Source organism: Citrobacter sp. Igbk 14 (assembly GCF_028069825.1).
Taxonomy (GTDB): domain Bacteria; phylum Pseudomonadota; class Gammaproteobacteria; order Enterobacterales; family Enterobacteriaceae; genus Citrobacter.
In genome coordinates, this window is the sequence record NZ_JANEWM010000013.1 from 65088 (window position 1) to 87481 (window position 22394).

Genomic DNA, 22394 nt, shown 5'->3' on the forward strand with positions numbered 1-22394 from the left:
TGTTTGTTTCAGGGCATAAGCAAAGCTGCGCGAAGTATGACGGGATACCACAGAAATTCACTAAACTTTCTGATATCCTTGCAGCGCATTTGCATTATTAACCAGAGGCTTTACATCGTTTATGTCCGGCTGGCCACGAATTTACTACAAATTACTGAATTTACCATTAAGCATCCTGGTAAAAAGCAAGTCTATCCCGGCGGAACCCGCCCCGGAATTGGGACTCGATACCTCTCGTCCCATTATGTACGTATTACCGTACAACTCAAAAGCTGACTTGCTGACACTGCGTGCACAATGTCTGGTGCACGACCTCCCCGATCCCCTGGAACCGCTGGAGATAGACGGGACTTTGCTGCCGCGCTACGTGTTTATACACGGCGGCCCGCGTGTATTCACCTATTACACGCCAAAAGAAGAGTCCATCAAGCTGTTCCATAACTATCTCGATCTGCATCGCAGCAACCCCGATTTGGATGTGCAGATGGTGCCGGTATCGGTGATGTTTGGCCGAGCCCCAGGGCGCGAGAAAGGCGAGGTCAACCCGCCACTGCGCATGCTGAATGGCGTGCAGAAATTCTTTGCCGTCTCCTGGCTGGGGCGCGACAGTTTTGTCCGCTTCTCACCTTCCGTCTCCCTGCGCCGCATGGCAGACGAACACGGCACAGATAAAACCATCGCACAGAAACTGGCACGCGTGGCGCGTATGCACTTTGCCCGCCAGCGCTTAGCCGCGGTTGGCCCTCGCCTTCCTGCCCGCCAGGATCTGTTTAATAAACTGCTGGCCTCAAAAGCCATCGCACGCGCGGTGGAAGATGAAGCACGCAGCAAAAAAATCTCCCATGAAAAGGCGCAGCAAAACGCTATCGCATTGATGGAAGAGATTGCCGCGAATTTCTCCTATGAGATGATCCGCCTGACGGACCGTATCCTGGGCTTTACCTGGAACCGTCTGTACCAGGGAATTAACGTTCACAATGCCGAGCGCGTACGCCAACTGGCGCACGACGGGCATGAAATCGTCTATGTACCGTGCCACCGCAGCCATATGGATTACATGCTGCTGTCGTATGTTCTGTACCATCAGGGGTTGGTTCCACCGCATATCGCTGCAGGGATCAACCTGAACTTCTGGCCGGCAGGTCCGATTTTCCGCCGTCTGGGCGCATTCTTTATTCGTCGTACGTTTAAAGGCAATAAGCTCTATTCCACCGTATTCCGCGAATATCTGGGCGAGTTGTTCAGCCGTGGTTACTCGGTTGAATACTTTGTCGAAGGTGGTCGCTCACGTACCGGCCGTCTGCTTGACCCGAAAACCGGCACCCTGTCGATGACCATCCAGGCGATGCTGCGTGGCGGTACGCGTCCGATTACCCTCGTTCCGATTTACATCGGCTATGAGCATGTGATGGAAGTGGGAACTTACGCCAAAGAGCTGCGTGGCGCGACCAAAGAGAAAGAGAGCCTGCCGCAAATGCTACGCGGTTTGAGCAAGCTACGTAATCTGGGTCAGGGCTACGTTAACTTTGGCGAACCTATGCCATTGATGACCTACCTGAATCAGCATGTGCCGGAGTGGCGCGAATCTATCGATCCTATCGAGTCTATTCGCCCGGCCTGGCTGACGCCGACGGTGAATAACATTGCTGCCGATCTGATGGTACGCATTAACAACGCGGGCGCGGCCAACGCCATGAACCTGTGTTGTACCGCGTTACTGGCTTCCCGTCAGCGTTCTCTGACCCGCGAGCAGCTAACCGAACAGCTCGATTGCTACCTGAGCCTGCTACGCAATGTGCCGTATGCTTCGGATACGACAGTGCCGACACAAAGCGCCAGTGAACTGATCGACCACGCCTTGCAGATGAACAAGTTTGAGGTTGAGAAAGACACGATCGGTGACATCATCATTCTGCCGCGAGAGCAGGCGGTACTGATGACCTACTACCGCAACAACATTGCGCACATGCTGGTGCTACCTTCGTTGATGGCCGCGATTGTGACTCAGCACCGTCGGATTTCACGCGCTGCATTGCAGCAGCATATTGAAGCGCTGTACCCGATGCTGAAAGCAGAGCTGTTCCTGCGTTGGGAGCGCGATGAGCTTGCCGGTGTGATTGACGAGCTGGCCAACGAAATGCAGCGTCAGGGTCTGATAACCCTGCAGAACGATGAGCTGCATATCAACCCGGTTCACTCTCGCACGCTGCAGCTGTTGGCTGCGGGCGCGCGTGAAACGCTACAGCGCTATGCCATTACCTTCTGGCTGCTGAGTGCGAACCCGTCCATCAACCGCAGTACACTGGAGAAAGAGAGCCGCACCGTGGCGCAACGTCTTTCCGTGCTGCACGGTATCAACGCGCCTGAGTTCTTCGATAAAGCCGTGTTCAGCTCTCTGGTGCTGACGCTGCGTGACGAGGGCTACATCAGCGATACCGGTGATGCCGAACCGGAAGAAACGATGAAGATCTATCAGATGCTGGCCGAGCTGGTCACATCCGATGTGCGTCTGACCATCGAAAGCGCAACGCAGGGCGAGTAAGCATAAAAAACCGGTCAAAATGAAATGACCGGTTTTTATTTTGCGGGCTAAGCCAAACTCAAAGGTGCCAGTAGCTCATCGCCAGCCCTAAGAACAGCACCAGCCCCACATAGTTATTGTTCATAAACGCTTTAAAGCAGGCATCCCGTTCACGATCGACAATCAGTTTCTGCTGATACACAAACAGCGCGCCCGCCACCAGCAGTGACCAGTAATAGCCCAGTCCTAACCCATTCAACCAGCCCACCGTCGCCATCAGCGCCAAAACACCGACCTGCAGAATGCCAATAATCAGCTTATCGTTCTGACCAAACAGAATGGCGGTCGATTTAATGCCAATCTTCAGATCGTCATCACGATCAACCATCGCGTACTGGGTGTCATACGCCACCGCCCAGAGAATGTTGGCGAGGAACATCAACCAACAGCTCAGCGGTACAGATTCACTGACGGCAGCGAACGCCATGGGAATAGACCAGCCAAACGCCGCCCCCAGCACCACCTGCGGCAGGTGCGTATAGCGTTTCATGAAGGGATAAACCCACGCCAGTGCTAACGCGGCAACGGACAACAAAATCGTCATCGTGTTAAGAGTCAGAACCAGCAGGAAGGCGAGCAACACCAGCACAACAAACAGCGTTCGGGCCTCTTTCTCCGTGACTGCACCGCTCGGCAGCGGTCGGTTTGCGGTGCGTTTGACGTGTCCGTCAAATTTCCTGTCGGCATAATCATTCACCACGCATCCGGCAGCGCGCATCAGCCACACACCGGCGACAAACACCGCCAGTATCCACAATTGCGGTACGCCAGGGGTCGCTACCCACAGCGCCCACAGCGTCGGCCAGAGCAGCAGTAAGGCGCCAATTGGCTTATCCGTACGCATCAAGCGGTGAAACGCCAGCAGCTTATTCTGCGTCAGACTCCACTCCATCTTTATCTTCCTCTCAGTACAACGGCGATGCAGGCAAAAAAAGCTCGGTAAGCATCAGCGGCTTACCGCTCAGCCGCAGGCGGGAACGGCGTCCCCACAGCGCTGCATCGCGGCCAATCTCAATAAAATCGCGGGTCAATGTCGATGATGTAAACAGATAGCGCCCGAGCGGGGTTTTCCCCAGATTTTGTAAAGCCAGTTCGGGGCCGCACAAGGTAGATTCCGGCACGACAGTCCGACCGGCAAGCCACGGCTCACCATCCGCGCATAACAGGATTTCCCGCAACCAATAGCGGGATTCTGCCGGCAACAGCGTCAACTCTTCAGTGACCTCATTTTGCCCAACGAATCCTTCTCGTATCAATGTTACGGTGACCTGTTTTCCCTGCTGCTCAAAACGTTTGGTCATGGAATCTTCCAGTAACAACCAGTCGAGCAATTGAGGGTCAAGCGACGGGATCGCATCAAAATAACGCAGAGCACGCAGTTGCGTTAACGCGGGGTGTGGCATGCCTTACTCTCCGATTCATAACCTGAGGGCATTGTATCGCAGAAAAGGCTTTGCGGGGTGAGCAAACACGATTAAGTGATCGGTAGGGCAACATAAGTGTAACAAGTAGCATCGAAGGATAAAAAAAGGTGCGCCAGGAGACGCACCAGTTGTTGCAAAATCAACAATGTGGGGAGATGGTTACCCCTTGCCTTTTACACTGCTGATAAAGGTGGAACGGGCAGATTTGGATCCCAGACGTTCAGCTTCATCAAGCAGCTTCAGCGCTTTATCAACATCACCTTTCGCCACGGCATCCTTAATCGCCTGGTTAAAATAGTTCTCAGTGTCATTCAGCACCGGTTCACTTTTCTTCACGGGTTGCGGTGCCGGCGCGGCTACCGCGGCAGCCGGAGCCGCATAAGCCACCGCAGGCGCTGCGGTATTACCCACTGTCACCGGCCCCGGGCCAGAGGAACCAAATAACGGCCCAACCAGCACGCTGGAGGTGCTGTTGGTTTTCACCTGCAGCTTCACCAGGCCATCGGTAGTATGGCGGGCAATCGGGTCCGGAATATCCGGAACAGCGTTGCCCACACCCTTGGCATACGCTTTCGCCGGGTCAAGCAGCGTGGTGGTCTGTTGGAGATCTTTATCAGTAGTAAAGACCAGAACATAAAGCTTCTGCTGTCCCAGCGCTGGCGTCAGACGCATCACCCCTTCCAGGCGATCCGCACTCATCACACCCGGAGCCTGGTAGGTAAAGTAACTGCTGGGGAAGAACGCAGATGGCGTCATGTTCTGATCAAGAATTAAGACGTTTGGCGCAAATACACTGGTTTGTTTGTTAACTTCACTGCTCAGCGTCAGGGTCAGTTCACCAATGTTGGCCGGTACGCTATAGGCGGCAACCGGGCCGCTAATACCGGCAATGTCCAGACGCTGTCCCGCTGTTGCCAACGGGGTTGACTGGGTTTTCGATTGGTCGACTGGCGTCCAGGTCAGCTGTTGCAATGCAGCCGTCGGAATCGACGGTGCAGCGGCGGTGTCCTGCGGAACGATATTCACATCGGCCAGGCTGATTCCAGGAACGCTGGCAAATAACCCTGCCGATAAACAAAGGGCAACGAGACTTTTCTTCATTTTCATTGTTATCACCTCAGATAGCATGGGTTCAGCGGTGGCCAGGCAATAGCGCGCTAAACCGTAAGTAAGAGGGGCTTACGCCCCTCTTTAGGTCATTACGTCAGGTTAATGCTGGATTACCACCAGATTTCCATCTGGGCACCGAAGGACCACTCATCATTGTCGCCACGGCTGTAGGTTTTCGCACTGGTATCTTTGTAAGCGATACCGTTGTCATAACCCCATTTTTCATCCCATTTCGCATAGGTTGCGAAGACACGGATTGCCGGACGAGACCAGATGCTGTCGCCTGCCTGCCACTGTTGCGCCAGGGTGATTTTGTACTGATTGTTGGTGTCATCAGTTTTCTGAGACTTAACGTTGTCGTAACCGATTTCCATCAGGGTGCTCATGATCGGCGTCCATTTGAACATCGGACGTACACCCACGGTGTACCAGGTTGTACCGTTATTATCATCACGGTCGATATCCTGATACATACCGACGTACATCAGGTCCCAACGCTCGCCGAGAGAAATAGCACCGTGGTCGAGAATACGTACCAAACTGCCATTGTTATTGATATTACCGTTGACTACACCGATTTCGGTGTCTTTGTTGTAGTCATTACCGGTATAAGACCCCTGCGGAATACCTTTACCTTGGGTCGTCATCGCGTCGGTTGCGTACTGGACTACAAACTTGTTATAGCCCTTCAGCATGCTCTGGGTATGTTCAGCAGTGAACATCCAACCATCTTTCGTTGCGCCATCAGCATAGCTGTAGCCGTCAGTTTTATTTGCACGACCATAGTCAACACCCAGTTCCAGCATGCCGTCCGGGTTAATTTCCATTTGTGCTAAACGGACGTCGAATACGTCGTTAGCAGTATCTTTAAAGTCGTGATAGGTATTGTTGCTGGTGAAAATGTAAGAACCGCCCGCTTCCTGAGAACGGGTTGCGGCCAGAGACAGCTTACCAAAGCCCAGATCGATGTTTTCAATACCGGCACCAGGACCAGAGATATCCCAGTAGTAGAAGTCAATCATATGGACGTCATGACGCTGATAGAAGCGCTTACCGGCCCAGATGGTGGAACCCGGCAACCATTCAATCAGGTTTTTACCCTGCACGTTGGCTTCACGGAAAGCAGGATCGGTCGCTTCCCAGTCATTCTGCTGAGATACAGAGTAGGCAACGTTAGTGTCGAAGTAGAAGCTCTTATCGCCCTCTTTCCACACTTCCTGGCCAAGCTTAATTTCGGCATAGGTTTCACATTCGTTACCGAGACGGTATTTACTTTGGGCACCGGTCGCCTGGAAACATTGTTGTTCACCGCCGCTACCCGTCCAGCCGATACCGGAACGAGCATAACCATGGAAATCTACAGCCATTGCCTGAACAGACATAATGCCTGCTGCCACAGCAACCGCCAGAGGGAGTTTGCGCAGAGTAATCATCGTTCTATCTCCTGAGATCATTGCTTTTCTTTAAACGCTGCCACCTTCTGCAACTACGAATGGTTTTGCGTTTCGTTTTTTTATGGGGACCTTAAACGCCCGGCTCCTGATGCAACCGACGACATGCAGTGCCATCCTCACGGAACAGATGGCAACGCTCTGGCGGCAGGCCGATAGCGAATGTGGCACCCTCTTCTACCAACACCACGTCGTTCTGGCGGTAAACCAGGTTCTGACGGATGGCGGGGATCTGGATATGGATTTGAGTTTCGTGACCAAGCTGCTCGACTACCTGTACTTCACCTTCGAGGGTGACATCAGCAATATCGCTGGGCAGCAGATGTTCCGGGCGGATACCTAAAGACATATTGGCGCCGACCTGCACCGCGCGGCTTTCCACTGGTAGCCATATTTGCTGGCGGTTAGGCAGCTCAACCTGAACTTGATCGATCGCCGTTGCTGTCACTTTCACCGGCAGGAAGTTCATCTTTGGCGAACCAATAAACCCGGCAACAAAGCGGTCAGCCGGGTAGTGGTACAGCTCGAGGGGTTTACCAACCTGCGCGACGCGGCCGGCATCCAGCACCACAATTTTGTCGGCCAGGGTCATCGCTTCGACCTGATCGTGGGTGACGTAAATCATCGTGCGGCCAAGACGCTTATGCAGGCGGGAGATTTCAATGCGCATCTGGACGCGCAGTGCGGCATCGAGGTTTGACAGCGGTTCGTCCAACAGAAAGACACGCGGCTCTGCAACCAACGTACGGCCAATTGCCACACGCTGACGTTGCCCACCGGAGAGCGCTTTGGGTTTGCGCTCCAGCAGATGGGCCAGTTGCAGCACCTCCGCAACCTGATTAACACGCTGGTTCATCACCTCTTTTTTCGCACCAGCGAGTTTGAGGCCGAATGACATGTTTTCAGCGACGGACAAATGGGGATACAGCGCATAGGACTGGAAGACCATCCCCACACCACGTTCGGCGGGCGGAATGTCGTTCATCCGGGTCTCCCCGATAAACAAATCACCACTGGTAATGGTCTCAAGTCCGGCGATCATACGCAGCAAGGTTGACTTACCACAGCCTGACGGTCCGACAAACACCACGAATTCCCCTTCGTGAATGTCGAGATTGATATCTTTCGATACCACCACGTCACCCCAGGCTTTCGTTACATTTCGCAGCTGTACGCTCGCCATGCCCTTCTCCCTTCGTTACAACCTGTCATCGACAGCAACATTCATTGATGGATTGACTATGCGTTATCCCTTAACGGCGTGAATCCTCCACCCCCCAGCTTTTTTATGGGGGAGGAGGCGGGAGGATGAGAGAGCAGCGTCTGAGACCCAGGCTACCTGCCTCAGAGGAATTTCGTGATGTTGCTTGCAAAAATCAGTGGGTTTTTATGTGCGCCAGTACGCATTACTCACATTTATGTAACACAGATCACATAAAGAACGGGTGGGGCGTAGGGGTAAGGAGGATGGAAAGAGGTTGTCGTATAAAGAAACTAGTAACCGTTAAGCCACCTCTGCAAAATCACCAAACAGGATGGGAACTATGAAAATCAAAACTGGCGCACGCATCCTCGCATTGTCCGCATTGACGACGATGATGTTCTCCGCCTCGGCTCTCGCCAAGATTGAAGAAGGTAAGCTGGTTATCTGGATTAACGGCGATAAAGGCTACAACGGCCTCGCTGAAGTGGGCAAAAAATTCGAGAAAGACACGGGTATCAAAGTCACCATTGAGCACCCTGACAAGCTGGAAGAAAAATTCCCGCAGGTTGCCGCGACCGGTGATGGCCCGGACATTATCTTCTGGGCGCATGACCGTTTTGGTGGTTACGCACAGTCTGGCCTGCTGGCCGAAATCACCCCGGACAAAGCGTTCCAGGACAAACTCTATCCGTTCACCTGGGATGCCGTACGCTATAACGGCAAGCTGATTGCCTACCCAATCGCGGTTGAAGCACTGTCACTGATTTATAACAAAGACCTCGTTCCGAACCCGCCAAAAACCTGGGAAGAGATCCCTGCGCTGGATAAAGAGCTGAAGGCGAAAGGTAAATCTGCACTGATGTTCAACCTGCAAGAACCGTACTTCACCTGGCCGCTGATTGCTGCCGACGGTGGTTACGCATTCAAGTTTGAAAACGGTAAGTACGATGTGAAAGACGTCGGCGTGGATAACGCTGGCGCGAAAGCCGGTCTGACCTTCCTGGTTGATCTCATCAAGAACAAACACATGAACGCGGATACCGACTACTCCATCGCTGAAGCGGCCTTTAACAAAGGCGATACCGCGATGACCATTAACGGCCCGTGGGCATGGTCGAACATCGACAAGAGCAAAATCAACTACGGCGTAACGCTGCTGCCAACCTTCAAAGGCAAAGCGTCTAAACCGTTTGTTGGGGTACTGAGCGCCGGTATTAACGCCGCCAGCCCGAACAAAGAACTGGCAAAAGAGTTCCTCGAAAACTACCTGCTGACCGATCAGGGTCTGGATGAAGTGAACAAGGACAAACCGCTGGGTGCCGTTGCGCTGAAATCCTTCCAGGATCAATTAGCAAAAGATCCACGCATCGCTGCCACCATGGATAACGCCCAGAAAGGCGAAATCATGCCGAACATCCCGCAGATGTCAGCGTTCTGGTACGCCGTTCGTACCGCAGTGATCAACGCAGCCAGCGGTCGTCAGACTGTTGATGCTGCACTGAAAGACGCACAGGGTCGTATCACCAAGTAGTGCTGTAGCACACGTGCCGGATGGCGGCATAAATGCCTTATCCGGCCTACAACTCACCGTAGGCCGGATAAGCGCAGCGCCATCAGGCACTTTTGCCGACAGATGTTCAATGTTGTAGAGGAAGATCCCCATGGATGTCATTAAAAAGAAGCACTGGTGGCAAAGCGACACGCTGAAATGGTCAGTGATGGGTCTGCTTGGGCTACTGGTCGGTTACCTTGTTGTTTTGATGTACGCTCAGGGGGAGTACCTGTTTGCCATCATGACGCTGATTTTAAGCTCTGCTGGCCTGTATATTTTCGCTAACCGTAAAGCCTATGCCTGGCGCTATGTTTATCCTGGTGTCGCGGGGATGGGGCTGTTTGTTCTGTTTCCGTTGGTTTGCACCATTGCCATTGCCTTTACCAACTACAGCAGCACTAACCAGCTGACCTTTGAACGCGCTCAACAAGTCCTGATGGAACGTTCATATCAGGCAGGCAAAACCTATAATTTCGGCTTGTACCCGGCGGGTGATGAGTGGCAACTGGCCCTTACCGACGGTGAAACAGGAAAAAATTACGTTTCCGATGCCTTTAAATTTGGCGGCGAGCAGAAACTGCAACTGAAGGACGCTGATGCACTGCCAACTGGCGAACGCGCGACGCTGCGTATTATCACCCAAAATCGTCAGGCGCTGACGCAGTTAACGGCCATTCTGCCGGATGACAGCAAAGTTATCATGAGTTCGCTGCGTCAGTTCTCCGGCACGCAGCCGCTCTATACGCTCGCTGATGACGGTACGCTCACCAATAACCAGAGCGGCGTAAAATACCGGGCCAACAACGATGTTGGTTACTATCAGGCAATTAACGCTGACGGGAGTTGGGGTACAGAAAAACTCAGTCCAGGCTATACCGTCGCTATTGGGTGGGACAACTTCACCCGCGTATTTACCGATGAAGGCATCCAGAAGCCGTTCTTCGCAATCTTCGTCTGGACGGTGGTGTTCTCAGTCCTGACGGTAATCCTCACCGTTGCGGTAGGGATGGTGCTGGCCTGTCTGGTGCAGTGGGAATCCCTGAAGGGTAAAGCGATTTACCGTGTCCTGCTGATTCTGCCGTATGCCGTGCCATCGTTTATCTCGATTCTGATTTTCAAAGGGCTGTTCAACCAGAGCTTTGGTGAAATTAACATGATGCTGAGCGCGCTATTTGGCATCAAACCGGCCTGGTTCAGCGACCCAACCACCGCGCGCTCGATGATTATCATCGTCAACACCTGGCTCGGCTATCCGTACATGATGATCCTGTGCATGGGGCTGCTGAAGGCGATTCCTGATGACCTGTATGAAGCATCAGCAATGGATGGCGCAGGCCCGTTCCAGAACTTCTTTAAGATTACGCTTCCGCTGCTGATTAAGCCGCTAACGCCGCTGATGATTGCTAGCTTTGCCTTTAACTTTAACAACTTCGTGCTGATTCAGCTGTTGACCAATGGTGGCCCGGATCGACTTGGCACCACCACGCCAGCCGGTTATACCGACCTGCTCGTGAGCTACACCTACCGTATCGCCTTTGAAGGTGGCGGTGGTCAGGATTTCGGTCTGGCGGCCGCGATTGCCACACTGATCTTCCTGCTGGTAGGCGCACTGGCGATCGTGAACCTGAAAGCCACGCGTATGAAGTTTGATTAAGGGAGACAACGAACATGGCTATGGTACAACCCAAATCTCAGAAACTGCGTCTCTTAACAACGCACCTGCTGCTGCTGATTTTTATCGCGGCGATCATGTTCCCGCTGCTGATGGTTATCGCTATCTCGCTGCGCGAAGGTAACTTTGCCACTGGCAGTCTGATCCCGGAAAACATCTCCTGGGAGCACTGGAAACTGGCGCTGGGCTTTAGCGTAGAGCACGCGGATGGCCGCGTGACCCCGCCGCCGTTCCCGGTGCTGTTATGGCTGTGGAACTCAGTAAAAGTAGCCACCATTACCGCGATCGGTATTGTGACGCTCTCCACCACTTGTGCTTATGCCTTTGCCCGCATGCGTTTCCCGGGCAAAGCAACGCTGCTGAAAGGGATGCTGATTTTCCAGATGTTCCCGGCGGTGCTGTCCCTGGTCGCGCTGTATGCCTTGTTTGATCGCTTGGGCCAGTACATTCCGTTTATCGGTCTCAACACCCATGGTGGTGTGATCTTCGCTTATCTTGGCGGCATCGCACTGCATGTGTGGACGATTAAAGGCTATTTCGAAACCATTGATGGTTCGCTGGAAGAAGCGGCCGCGCTGGATGGCGCAACGCCGTGGCAGGCTTTCCGCCTGGTGCTGTTGCCGCTCTCGGTACCGATTCTGGCGGTCGTGTTTATTCTGTCATTCATTGCCGCCATTACTGAAGTCCCGGTCGCATCACTGCTGCTGCGTGATGTGAACAGCTACACCCTTGCGGTAGGTATGCAGCAGTACCTCAATCCACAGAACTATTTGTGGGGCGACTTTGCCGCCGCAGCTGTACTTTCCGCCATTCCGATCACGCTGGTATTCCTGTTGGCACAGCGCTGGCTGGTCAACGGCCTGACCGCGGGTGGTGTGAAAGGTTAAGTTTCATCAAAGTAGTTGTGTTACCCCGCCCGGCAACGGGCAATGCCACTGCAACCCTCAACTTATGTTATCCCAACCTGTGACTGTTATTCGGCGCTCTACGGAGCGCCCTTTTTTTATGTTATTTTGCATTGCCGTTATGATTATTTCCTTTCGTGCTCTCCATCACTGCAATTAAATTCCCCACCTGACTGGCAACATATTAAACAGAGCTAAGATCACAGAAAAGACAAAACGTAATTGCAATGTAAAAAATGATAATTGTCTTCCCTGCCTGTTAAATCCACCATCTCCAATACTGATAAAAAGAGCTGTATCGTCTAAGGCAGGTCTGAATGAATACCCAATATAATTCCAGCTATATATTTTCGATTACGCTAGTTGCTACATTAGGAGGTCTATTATTTGGTTATGACACTGCGGTCATATCCGGTACGGTAGAGTCCTTAAATACTGTTTTTGTTGCCCCACAAAACCTCGGTGAATCCGCCGCTAACTCGCTGTTAGGTTTCTGTGTTGCCAGTGCACTGATTGGCTGCATCATCGGCGGCGCGCTTGGCGGGTATTGCAGTAACCGCTTTGGTCGCCGGGATTCGCTGAAAATCGCTGCGCTGTTATTTTTTATTTCCGGCATCGGTTCCGCATGGCCAGAATTAGGTTTTACCACCATTAACCCCGATAATGCTGTACCTGTTTATTTAGCAGGGTATGTCCCCGAATTCGTTATTTATCGCATCATCGGTGGTATTGGCGTAGGTTTAGCTTCCATGCTTTCACCTATGTATATTGCTGAGCTGGCTCCGGCACATATTCGTGGAAAACTGGTTTCCTTTAACCAATTCGCGATTATTTTTGGCCAGTTACTGGTGTACTGCGTTAACTATTTTATTGCCCGTTCTGGTGATGCCAACTGGCTGAATACCGATGGCTGGCGATATATGTTTGCCTCCGAAAGTATCCCCGCCCTGCTGTTTTTACTGCTGCTGTATACTGTACCAGAAAGCCCACGTTGGCTGATGGCGCGCGGCAGACATGAGCAGGCAGAAGGTATTCTGCGCAAAATTATGGGTAGCACACTCGCCACTCAGGCAATGCAGGAGATTAATCAGTCACTTGAGCATGGACGCAAAACCGGTGGTCGTCTGTTGATGTTTGGTGCAGGCGTGATCGTCATCGGCGTGATGTTATCCATCTTCCAGCAGTTTGTCGGCATCAATGTCGTGCTGTACTACGCACCGGAAGTCTTCAAAACGCTTGGGGCCAGCACCGATGTGGCGCTATTGCAGACCATTATTGTCGGTGTAATCAACCTCAGCTTCACCGTGCTGGCTATCATGACGGTGGACAAGTTTGGTCGTAAACCGCTGCAGATCATTGGCGCACTCGGCATGGCAATTGGGATGTTCAGCCTCGGCACTGCATTTTATACACAGGCTTCCGGCCTGGTGGCGCTGCTGTCGATGCTGTTTTATGTCGCAGCATTCGCTATGTCCTGGGGACCGGTGTGTTGGGTGTTGCTGGCAGAAATCTTCCCCAATGCGATTCGCGGTAAAGCACTCGCCATTGCGGTCGCAGCCCAGTGGCTGGCGAACTACTTCGTCTCCTGGACCTTCCCGATGATGGACAAAAACTCCTGGCTGGTTTCCCATTTCCACAACGGTTTCTCCTACTGGATTTACGGTTGTATGGGCATTCTGGCGGCGCTGTTCATGTGGAAGTTCGTACCGGAAACCAAAGGTAAAACACTGGAAGAACTTGAAGAGCTGTGGGAACCCGCAGCAGAGAAAGCCAAACCCGTCTCTGCACAATAAGACTGACCTGCAACACGCCGCCCCAACGGCGTGTTGTTTTTTACTCTCGCTTCAACCGCTTCGAGTTGCACAGCCACAGGGTGATCACCAGCAGCAGGATCGCCGCAGAATAGATCAGCACATCCATGGGTGCTTTATGATCGACAATGATCAACCGCACAATCGCAGTGATCCCGATATAGACAAAGTAGCGCAGCGGAAAGTGAAACCCTGACTGAAAATACTTCACAATCAGCGCGATAAATTCAAAGTACAGAAAGTAAACCACCAGTCCTTCCACCAGCTCATATTTGCTGGTTTGTTCCGGCGCGAACAACACATCTGCCAGATGCAGCGTTTCTTTCCCGAGGAATACGACCAGGATCAGGCCCAGACTCAGCAGCCCCAGATTCAGCACGGTCTGCAAGATGGTGGAGATAAACTCCACGCGCGGACGAGATAGCGACGTCATAACAGCACCTCTTACTCAGTGGCGAGGTTCCTGTATAACGCAAAAATGTGACAGAGATCTACATTTTTTGTTTAGATTTTGTTCGCACAACGGTTCTTGCCGGATGGCGGCTTTGCCTTATTCGGCCTGCCGTAGGCCCGGTAAGCGTAGCGCCACCGGGCGATCAACATTCACATCAACGGAAGTTCTCACTCCTGTCACTGGTCATATCGTACAAACCAAACTTACGCCCAAGCTGCTGACCACCATCACGCGTTAACGGTGTCCAGCCTATCGCTGCACGGCTGCGGGTTGGACCAGAGGAGAAAAGATCCAGCGGCACGGAAACGTACACCCCTTTGGTGAAATCCCCCTCTCCGTACTCGTCCGGCGATGCATTCGTGATAGTCGCATAGCCGCCAACTATCACGCCGCTATCGAAGCGTTTCGCAATTTCCAGCGTGCCGCCTTTATCACCCGCCAGATACTGCCCCACGCTGGCTTTCACCAGAACATCCTGAGCAAACGAAGGATTCCAGTACGCCGTCAAATGCCCGGTCTTCACGCTGTAGTCGGTGAACTTCATCATGTCCTGTGCGCTACGCCAGTCACGCTGTTTCACGTAGTTGGCGTCAATGCCAAACGCCCAGTTGCTGTCCAGCGGACGATACAATACTTCCGCGCCCGCCCCGCCGTACATGGTTTCCAGATAACCGCCGTAAACCTGTCCATAGAATCCATTACCGAGAGACTGGAAGTAATTGGCCTGCAGGTTATTCACGTAGACGTCGTTCTGTACATACTCACGCACATGGGTACGCACCCGCGGTAAATGCGAATCCTGCGGTGGGTTAGTGTAGTTAAACTTGTCGTAGTTATTGGCGAGGTTGGCAAACAGGCTACCGGTGGTCAGCAGGTGATCCGTGACCCACAGATCCGCCGTTCCCATCACGCCCAGTTGATACATATAGAAGTTTTCCGGCCCACCCACCGACTGGTTAAGTACCGGATCGATGTGAAAATCGAAACGTGATTTGTCGATATACCAGCCCTGCTCGGTAGTATTCGGCACCACGGGCTCAACGCGTTTTTGCGCCAGTTGGGTTTCATGACCCAGCGGCTCGCCTTCCAGATGGCGCTTGAGGCTGGAAACCTCCGTTTCGGTCGTCACCTGCGGTAAGTTCAGGCGATTTTCCGTAATGCGGATCGTGCGGATCCCGTCAGGGAGATCGTTCATCACGATCCGGTTGGCGCGTTCGATCCCTTCACGCGAATCACGGTATTTCACCTGTTCACCGGTGACGTATAGCGTATCGCCCTGCACCTGAATTTTAGGGTCTGCCAGCCCAGCGTTATATTTCAGCAACGTTAGCTGATTCGCCACCACAGAATGTTGCAGGATGGCATCCTGGGGCTGGGGCTGATATTTCGGGCGGGCATTGTCATTATACGCGGGCCGCAGATCGTTAAAGTTGGTACGCAGCGTGAAGCCAAACATAACAGTGTTGCCACGTTCGTAGCTGAGGTTAACGTCGGCCCAATCGGTGACGCGATAAATAGCGCCGACGTTAAACTTGCTCTTCTGATCCAGCTTACCCGCAAAATCCTGCTGATAATTATTGCCTTCATACTCCAGCTTCAAACGCAGCGGCTGCCAGGGGGTTTGATATTCCACACCGCCAAACAACGATGCCGGACCATGGAACATCTGACTACCATCGATAGAACCCGCCTGTTTGTAGCTATTGTCGCGATAACAGAATTTATCGCTGTAGGAACACAGCGGGTTGCTGACGTTGCCGCTGGTCCCCAGGTAGCCCCAGCCAAGACCCAGTGAGAAATCAAACGGTCCCCAGGCTTTACTCGCCACAATGTACTCCGCATCAAACAGACCGGTTCCACCAATATCCCGTGCACCAACCGCGACCTGCGGCATCCAGTAGCTCTCTTCCCACAACCGCAGTTTGAGGTCAAACGCCTTATCCTTGTATGTCTGATCGCCAGAAAACGACTCTACACTGCTGTACTTTTTGGTGCGAACATCGGTATAGCGCAGCGTGGTTTCCAGCCAGGGGAAAAGCTGCACCGACCCTGAGTAGTAACGGTATTGATCGTTATCGCGGTAGTTGAGGCTCATTTCACCTTCACGGGCCATCCGCGCAGTCGGGGTTTGCAGCAGCCCCACGCCGCCAAAATCGGACTGTGATGGTCCAACGGGTGCAGGCCAGGTTTCACCGTGGCAGGCAACGCTCACGCCCAGCGCCAACAGGCTGAGCAGATAAGTTTTTCTCATTATTCAGGGATCCGCTGAGTCAGGGTGCGAAGAACATCGGCATTGATTTCATCCGGAACGTTGCTCCAGACGGCTTCGGAAAGTCCGACAAAAATGATGCTGCCGGGCATCGGCTCAACGTGGCGTTTGTTCCAGTAAGCCACTGGCGCTTTCTGCATATGTCCGTCGGGATAGACCACCCACGCATAGCTGCGATCTGCACCGCTGAGCCGATGTTGTTCAGCGAGATAACTGGCCACATCACGGCCGGGCATAAACGGTTGTTTACCCGGACGACTTAGTAAGCCAAATAGCGTTATCTCCGTTGGCTGTGGACCAACCCACAGCGAGTAATTACCCTGCAACGGCGGGTTGCCTCGTTCGCTGACGCGCACAACATCCGGGTCGAGGTTAATCTTCTGTCTGCCGGTTATCTTCACTGCCTGAATCTGCTGGCGTAGCGCGTTAATCGCTGCAGCATCCTCACCACTTTCCTCTGCACTCAGCACTGCCAGGCGCGCCAGTAATGCCTGCTGCTGGCGTTGTGCCGAGATAGTGGCTTGCGCTTCACCGAGAATCGCTGCCGGCCACCAGCTGTTGCTTAATCGTGGCTGTCCCACCAGGTCGATCAGATGTTCAGCACCGGTCAACATCTGCGGTTCTGAGTGGCCTGCGATCATCACTTTTACGTCACCTGCGGCAAAAACAGATGACATACTCAGACTGACGAGCAACGCGGTAATTGTCCGTTTCATCATGGTTTTGCCGCCTTAATCAGCGTGGTTTTCACCAGGAAGAAATGTGCACCCAGATACTGCTCTGACTGACGGATTTGCCCTTCATTGTCGATCCAGTAGCGGTTATGCCAGTGCGCCTGATCGGTCGTCACCTCTTCGTCCAGCACCCGAACCGCGGTCTCTTCGCTGCCCACGCTGATGCTATCAGGGCCATCCCATTTGAAAATCGAGTGGGCAGTGGCGTAACGGACCTGTTGATGCTCAGTCCAGCCCATCGTTCGGGTCCACGTTGCGCCATCGACTATCTGATTGGGCTTGATCAGTGGATCCGCCGCCAGATTATTCACCTCGATCAGGTTGTCGCCACCGAGTTGCGTTTTCACCAGTCGCCCATGCTGCGTTACGAGAATGGCCCGATCCTGAGTCACCCATTTCTGCTGCCCGTTTTCGGTAAAAGCGAGCACGACAAACAGCCGGGGACCACCGTTGAGCTGCATATACTGGCTGGCGTAGGGCATATTGTGGATATCATCATCCGTCATCAGAACGCCAGGTGACCCAAACACACTCTCCCACAGCGAATGACCCAGCCCTTCGGTGGTAGCTGAACACGCTTGTAATAACAGGCAAACCAATATCAGCGCTGGTCGCTTCACGACGCTTCTCCGCATTATTGCCGGGTGATGCTATGTTTACCCCGGCCTACAAATCCCACAGGCTTATGGCAATCCAAAATAACCACACCGAAGTGTGGTTATGGTTAAACGTACCGGTACTACTGGGTACTGGTGGTTGTAGTAGTGGTTGTTCCGGTATTAGAACCATCGCCACCACCGGTTGCCGCCAGGGCGACCCCCACAGCAGAACTTACGGTGCTCACGCTGGTTGCGGAGGAACTTCCTGCCGAAACCGACGCCGCTGCCGACCCTGCGGCCTCCCCCACCTGAACGGGGGCGGCATAAACAGAGGTCGCCGCAAGCGCAGATATAGCCCACAGGCCATACAGAACTTTTTTCATCACAAATTCCCTTCATTGCATGAATGGAGATTTACCCAAAAGAATTTCGGGCGAGATCGAGTATACACAACCAAAGTATGCAAATTAGACCGGCCGGATATTTAGGATAATTAGATGGCAAGAAATGAAATTATTAACCACTTATAACAAAGTTAAATTAATCAATCAGTTAAAATATATAAATAAAAAACACAATACCCGGAAAATCTGAAAATATCAGAAACAGGATAACGTTGAATGAATTATTTTAGGATTAAGCTCAATTAAGAAATGAAGAAAAGGTGTAGATATCCTGGAGTAATCTTATAAAAAAGCCGATATTAATATCGGCTTTTTTATTTCATTAATGCCGGATGGCGGCGAAACGCCTTATCCGGCCTACAAGTGTGCGCCTGTAGGCCTGATTAGCGCAGCGCCATCAGGCACGCCAGGACTTATAACGGTTAATCAAACCGTTGGTCGAGCAATCATGGCTGGTGATTTCTTTATCATCATTCAGTTCCGGCAGAATGCGGTTTGCCAGCTGTTTGCCCAGCTCCACGCCCCACTGGTCGAAAGTGAAGATGTTCAGGATGGCGCCCTGAGTAAAGATTTTATGTTCATACAGTGCAATTAGCGCACCCAGGCTGAACGGCGTGATTTCACGCAGCAGAATAGAGTTCGTCGGACGGTTGCCTTCAAACACTTTGAACGGCACAACGTGTTCGAGCTGGGCCGGATCTTTACCCTGATCGCGATATTCCTGCTCAACCACTTCACGAGATTTACCAAATGCCAGCGCTTCGGTCTGAGCGAAGAAGTTAGACAACAGTTTCGGATGGTGATCAGACAGCGGGTTATGGGTGATCGCCGGCGCGATAAAGTCACAAGGAACCATTTTGGTACCCTGGTGAATCAGCTGGTAGAACGCATGCTGGCCGTTAGTACCCGGCTCACCCCAGATGATTGGGCCAGTCTGGTAGTCCACGGCGTTACCGTTACGGTCAACGTATTTACCGTTGGATTCCATGTTGCCCTGCTGGAAGTAGGCCGCGAAGCGGTGCATATACTGGTCGTACGGCAGGATTGCTTCGGTTTCTGCACCGAAGAAGTTGTTGTACCAGATACCGATCAGCGCCAGCAGTACCGGCAGGTTTTTCTCCGCCGGGGTGGTGGAGAAGTGTTTGTCCATCGCATGTGCACCGGACAGCAACTCAACGAAGTTGTCGAAGCCCACGGACAGAATGATGGACAGGCCAATGGCAGACCACAGAGAGTAACGACCGCCAACCCAGTCCCAGAACTCAAACATGTTGGCAGTATCAATACCAAACTCGCCAACCGCTTTACCGTTGGTGGACAGCGCAGCAAAGTGTTTCGCAACGTGTTTATTGTCACCAGCGGTCGCCAGGAACCAGTCGCGCGCGCTGTGGGCGTTGGTCATGGTTTCCTGGGTGGTGAAGGTTTTAGACGCGACCAGGAACAGCGTGGTTTCCGGGTTCACTTTCTTCAGCACTTCAGCAATGTGCGTACCATCGACGTTAGACACAAAGTGCATATTCAGGTGATTTTTATATGGACGCAGCGCTTCGGTCACCATGAACGGGCCGAGGTCGGAGCCGCCGATACCGATGTTCACCACATCCGTGATCGCTTTGCCGGTGTAGCCTTTCCAGCTTCCGGAGATAATCGCTTCAGAGAAGGATTTCATTTTCTCCAGCACCGCATTCACTTCCGGCATCACATCTTTGCCATCAACGATGATCGGCGTATTGCTACGGTTGCGCAGCGCCACGTGCAGCACGGCGCGGTCTTCGGTGCGGTTGATTTTCTCACCGGAGAACATGGACTTGATGGCACCCGCCAGATCGGTCTCTTTCGCCAAATCCTGCAGTTTAGCCAGCGTCTCTTCCGTGATACGGTTTTTGGAGAAATCCACCAGCATCAAATCGTCAAACGTCGCGGAAAACTTAGTGAAACGATCGCTATCTTTCGCGAACAGGTCCGCGATAGTAACGTCTTTCATCTCTTCAAAGTGTTTTTGTAGTGCCTGCCAGGCTGAGGTCTGCGTTGGATTGATGTTTTTCATTAGCAATACTCTTCTGATTTTGAGAATTGTGACTGAGATCGATTGTAACGCCAGTCACAGAAAAGTGTGATTGTTTTAATGCCATTGCCAGGGCATCCGCCAAACGTGGCTAAAAAGTATAGCGGTTTTCAGCGTTGTTATTAGTACCGTTACTCAACGCAGTTGCAGCATGAAAAATCCGCATAATCCCAGCGTTGACAGCACAGGCCATGCCTTTTATTTATATACATAAAGTCATTCGATTTGCGTCAAGGCGGCAAACCTGAGAATCCACAGAAGCTTACTGAAGTAAGTGACTGTGGTGAGCAGGTGCAGCCAACGAAGAGGCAGATTGAAGGACGAAATGTAATACGGTATTTGCATTTGCGCCTGCACCGGTTTTTGTTCTGCCTTATGTGCCATGGTCGCTCTATTCATTCCCTGACACGAGGTAGTTATGACTGATGTAGTTGTCTCCAAGTTTGGTGGTACCAGCGTGGCGGATTTTGACGCCATGAATCGCAGCGCGGATGTCGTACTTTCCGATACTAACGTCCGCTTAGTGGTGCTTTCCGCTTCAGCAGGTATTACCAATCTGCTGGTTGCACTGGCAGAAGGGCTGGAGCCGACTGAGCGCTTCGAGAAACTCGACGCCATTCGTCAAATTCAGTTCAATATTCTGGAACGCCTGCGTTATCCGAACGTGATCCGCGAAGAAATTGAGCGTCTGCTGGAAAACATTACTACGCTGGCCGAGGCGGCCTCACTGGCTACCTCCACGGCGCTGACGGATGAACTGGTCAGCCACGGTGAACTGATGTCTACCCTGCTGTTTGTTGAGATCCTGCGCGAGCGTAACGTTCAGGCCCAATGGTTTGATGTCCGCAAAGTGATGCGCACCAACGATCGCTTTGGTCGTGCTGAGCCAGATGTAGCGGCGCTGGCCGAACTGGCAGCCATCCAGCTTGCCCCGCGGTTGAGCGAAGGTCTGGTCATTACTCAGGGCTTTATCGGTAGCGAAAGCAAAGGCCGTACCACCACACTGGGACGCGGCGGCAGCGATTATACAGCCGCCCTGCTGGCCGAAGCGCTGCACGCTACGCGCGTCGATATCTGGACCGATGTTCCTGGCATTTACACCACCGATCCGCGCGTTGTTCCCGCAGCGCAGCGTATCGATGAGATCGCCTTCGAAGAGGCCGCGGAAATGGCAACCTTCGGTGCGAAAGTCCTGCACCCGGCAACCCTGTTACCTGCCGTACGTAGCGATATCCCGGTGTTTGTTGGCTCCAGCAAAGATCCAAAAGCAGGCGGCACGCTGGTGTGTAATAAAACCGCGAATCCGCCGCTGTTTCGGGCGCTGGCCCTGCGCCGCAAACAAACACTGTTGACGCTGCATAGCCTGAATATGCTGCACTCTCGCGGCTTTTTAGCGGAAGTGTTCGGCATCCTGGCACGCCACAATATCTCGGTAGATTTGATCACCACATCCGAAGTCAGTGTGGCGCTGACGCTGGACACCACCGGCTCCACCTCCACCGGCGATACACTGTTAACACAGTCTCTGCTGATGGAACTGTCTGCCCTGTGTCGGGTTGAAGTTGAAGAAGGTCTGGCGCTAGTGGCGTTGATTGGTAATGACCTGTCAAAAGCCTGTGGCGTCGGCAAAGAGGTGTTCGGTGTACTGGAGCCATTCAACATTCGCATGATTTGCTACGGCGCATCCAGCCATAACCTGTGCTTCCTGGTGCCGGGCACCGAAGCCGAGTTGGTCGTCCAGAAACTGCACCATAATTTGTTTGAATAACATCATGTTATAGGGCCAGAAGCAACAGGCCCTTTTCCTGCCGCAACCAACAAGCGCAGCCTCCCCATTAGGAATGGCTGCGCTATTTCATTGCGCCGACAAACCATCGTAACAACCCATCTGACATTAAATTTTATTAAAAATAAATTTAGATATAATAACTCCGTCGCTTTAACCTATACAGAAAATAAATAACCGATCAAGGCATTATGCAATTTTTTGTTACAATCGTCATGTACAATCGCAAAATTCATTCTCGCCATCAATTAATACCCTAAAGACTATTTTATAGCTCATGACGTTCCCCTCTCAGAAAATTTACCCCGCACTTTTTTTTAAACCAATCCCATAGTAGCATGCTTGCCTTCTATAATATTATTCAATTGATAGT

The 22394-nt window shown here is 52.5% G+C and carries 17 protein-coding genes and 1 pseudogene; 6 read left to right on the forward strand and 12 right to left on the reverse strand.

Features of this window, described 5'->3' with window-relative positions:
* Nucleotides 1-121: 121 nt before the first annotated feature.
* The gene (gene plsB, locus NNN64_RS07455) at nt 122-2542 is read left to right on the forward strand and encodes a glycerol-3-phosphate 1-O-acyltransferase PlsB (protein WP_188232235.1); all 2421 of its coding nucleotides are present in this window, start codon (nt 122-124) and stop codon (nt 2540-2542) included.
* Nucleotides 2543-2600: 58 nt separating this feature from the next.
* Here plsB and ubiA read toward each other — a convergent pair whose 3' ends face one another.
* From ubiA to malK, 5 genes are all read right to left on the reverse strand, one after another.
* On the reverse strand, nt 2601-3473 hold the full coding sequence (gene ubiA / locus NNN64_RS07460; RefSeq protein ID WP_137381186.1) for a 4-hydroxybenzoate octaprenyltransferase: 873 nt from the start codon (nt 3471-3473) through the stop codon (nt 2601-2603).
* Nucleotides 3474-3486: 13 nt separating this feature from the next.
* On the reverse strand, nt 3487-3984 hold the full coding sequence (ubiC, locus tag NNN64_RS07465; protein ID WP_005132668.1) for a chorismate lyase: 498 nt from the start codon (nt 3982-3984) through the stop codon (nt 3487-3489).
* A 180-nt stretch (nt 3985-4164) separates the two neighbouring features.
* Entirely contained in the window at nt 4165-5112 is a 948-nt protein-coding gene (gene malM, locus NNN64_RS07470) for a maltose operon protein MalM (RefSeq protein WP_137381187.1), read from the reverse strand.
* Nucleotides 5113-5225: 113 nt separating this feature from the next.
* Nucleotides 5226-6548 carry a maltoporin gene (locus NNN64_RS07475; RefSeq protein WP_271440975.1) on the reverse strand — a complete coding sequence of 441 codons (1323 nt, stop codon included), beginning with the start codon at nt 6546-6548 and terminating at the stop codon, nt 5226-5228.
* Between the two features lie 91 nt (nt 6549-6639).
* Nucleotides 6640-7749, reverse strand: a complete 1110-nt coding sequence (malK, locus tag NNN64_RS07480) for a maltose/maltodextrin ABC transporter ATP-binding protein MalK (RefSeq protein ID WP_005132674.1) — start codon at nt 7747-7749, stop codon at nt 6640-6642.
* 361 nt (nt 7750-8110) lie between these two features.
* Between malK and malE the strand changes: the two genes are divergently transcribed.
* On the forward strand, nt 8111-9301 hold the full coding sequence (gene malE / locus NNN64_RS07485; protein WP_003031680.1) for a maltose/maltodextrin ABC transporter substrate-binding protein MalE: 1191 nt from the start codon (nt 8111-8113) through the stop codon (nt 9299-9301).
* 15 nt (nt 9302-9316) lie between these two features.
* Here the strand turns inward: malE and NNN64_RS23325 are convergent.
* Nucleotides 9317-9391 (reverse strand): annotated as a pseudogene (locus tag NNN64_RS23325) (hypothetical protein); the annotation flags it as partial.
* A gap of 40 nt (nt 9392-9431) precedes the next feature.
* Between NNN64_RS23325 and malF the strand changes: the two are divergent.
* The 3 genes from malF to xylE all read left to right on the forward strand — a co-directional run bounded on the left by malF (nt 9432) and on the right by xylE (nt 13692).
* Nucleotides 9432-10976 carry a maltose ABC transporter permease MalF gene (gene malF / locus NNN64_RS07490; RefSeq protein ID WP_271440976.1) on the forward strand — a complete coding sequence of 515 codons (1545 nt, stop codon included), beginning with the start codon at nt 9432-9434 and terminating at the stop codon, nt 10974-10976.
* 14 nt (nt 10977-10990) lie between these two features.
* Entirely contained in the window at nt 10991-11881 is an 891-nt protein-coding gene (malG, locus tag NNN64_RS07495) for a maltose ABC transporter permease MalG (protein ID WP_016155340.1), read from the forward strand.
* Between the two features lie 335 nt (nt 11882-12216).
* The gene (xylE, locus tag NNN64_RS07500; RefSeq protein WP_271440977.1) at nt 12217-13692 is read left to right on the forward strand and encodes a D-xylose transporter XylE; all 1476 of its coding nucleotides are present in this window, start codon (nt 12217-12219) and stop codon (nt 13690-13692) included.
* Nucleotides 13693-13732: 40 nt separating this feature from the next.
* On the opposite strand, the gene psiE is transcribed toward xylE, so the two are convergent.
* The 6 genes from psiE to pgi all read right to left on the reverse strand — a co-directional run bounded on the left by psiE (nt 13733) and on the right by pgi (nt 20217).
* Nucleotides 13733-14143, reverse strand: a complete 411-nt coding sequence (gene psiE, locus NNN64_RS07505; RefSeq protein ID WP_003031674.1) for a phosphate-starvation-inducible protein PsiE — start codon at nt 14141-14143, stop codon at nt 13733-13735.
* 175 nt (nt 14144-14318) lie between these two features.
* Nucleotides 14319-16415 carry a YjbH domain-containing protein gene (locus NNN64_RS07510; RefSeq protein ID WP_271440978.1) on the reverse strand — a complete coding sequence of 699 codons (2097 nt, stop codon included), beginning with the start codon at nt 16413-16415 and terminating at the stop codon, nt 14319-14321.
* The gene (locus NNN64_RS07515; protein ID WP_271440979.1) at nt 16415-17152 is read right to left on the reverse strand and encodes a capsule biosynthesis GfcC family protein; all 738 of its coding nucleotides are present in this window, start codon (nt 17150-17152) and stop codon (nt 16415-16417) included. The genes NNN64_RS07510 and NNN64_RS07515 overlap by 1 nt, the downstream gene beginning before the upstream one ends.
* Nucleotides 17149-17787: a YjbF family lipoprotein gene (locus NNN64_RS07520; protein WP_271440980.1), complete on the reverse strand. Its 639-nt coding sequence runs from the start codon at nt 17785-17787 to the stop codon at nt 17149-17151. The genes NNN64_RS07515 and NNN64_RS07520 overlap by 4 nt, the downstream gene beginning before the upstream one ends.
* A gap of 119 nt (nt 17788-17906) precedes the next feature.
* The gene (gene yjbE, locus NNN64_RS07525) at nt 17907-18149 is read right to left on the reverse strand and encodes an exopolysaccharide production protein YjbE (RefSeq protein WP_003826562.1); all 243 of its coding nucleotides are present in this window, start codon (nt 18147-18149) and stop codon (nt 17907-17909) included.
* Nucleotides 18150-18567: 418 nt separating this feature from the next.
* Nucleotides 18568-20217 (reverse strand): glucose-6-phosphate isomerase, encoded by a 1650-nt coding sequence (gene pgi, locus NNN64_RS07530; RefSeq protein WP_271440981.1) that lies wholly within the window; start codon nt 20215-20217, stop codon nt 18568-18570.
* A gap of 436 nt (nt 20218-20653) precedes the next feature.
* On the opposite strand from pgi, the gene lysC reads away from it, so the two are divergent.
* Nucleotides 20654-22003 (forward strand): lysine-sensitive aspartokinase 3, encoded by a 1350-nt coding sequence (gene lysC, locus NNN64_RS07535; RefSeq protein WP_271440982.1) that lies wholly within the window; start codon nt 20654-20656, stop codon nt 22001-22003.
* Nucleotides 22004-22394: the final 391 nt, after the last annotated feature.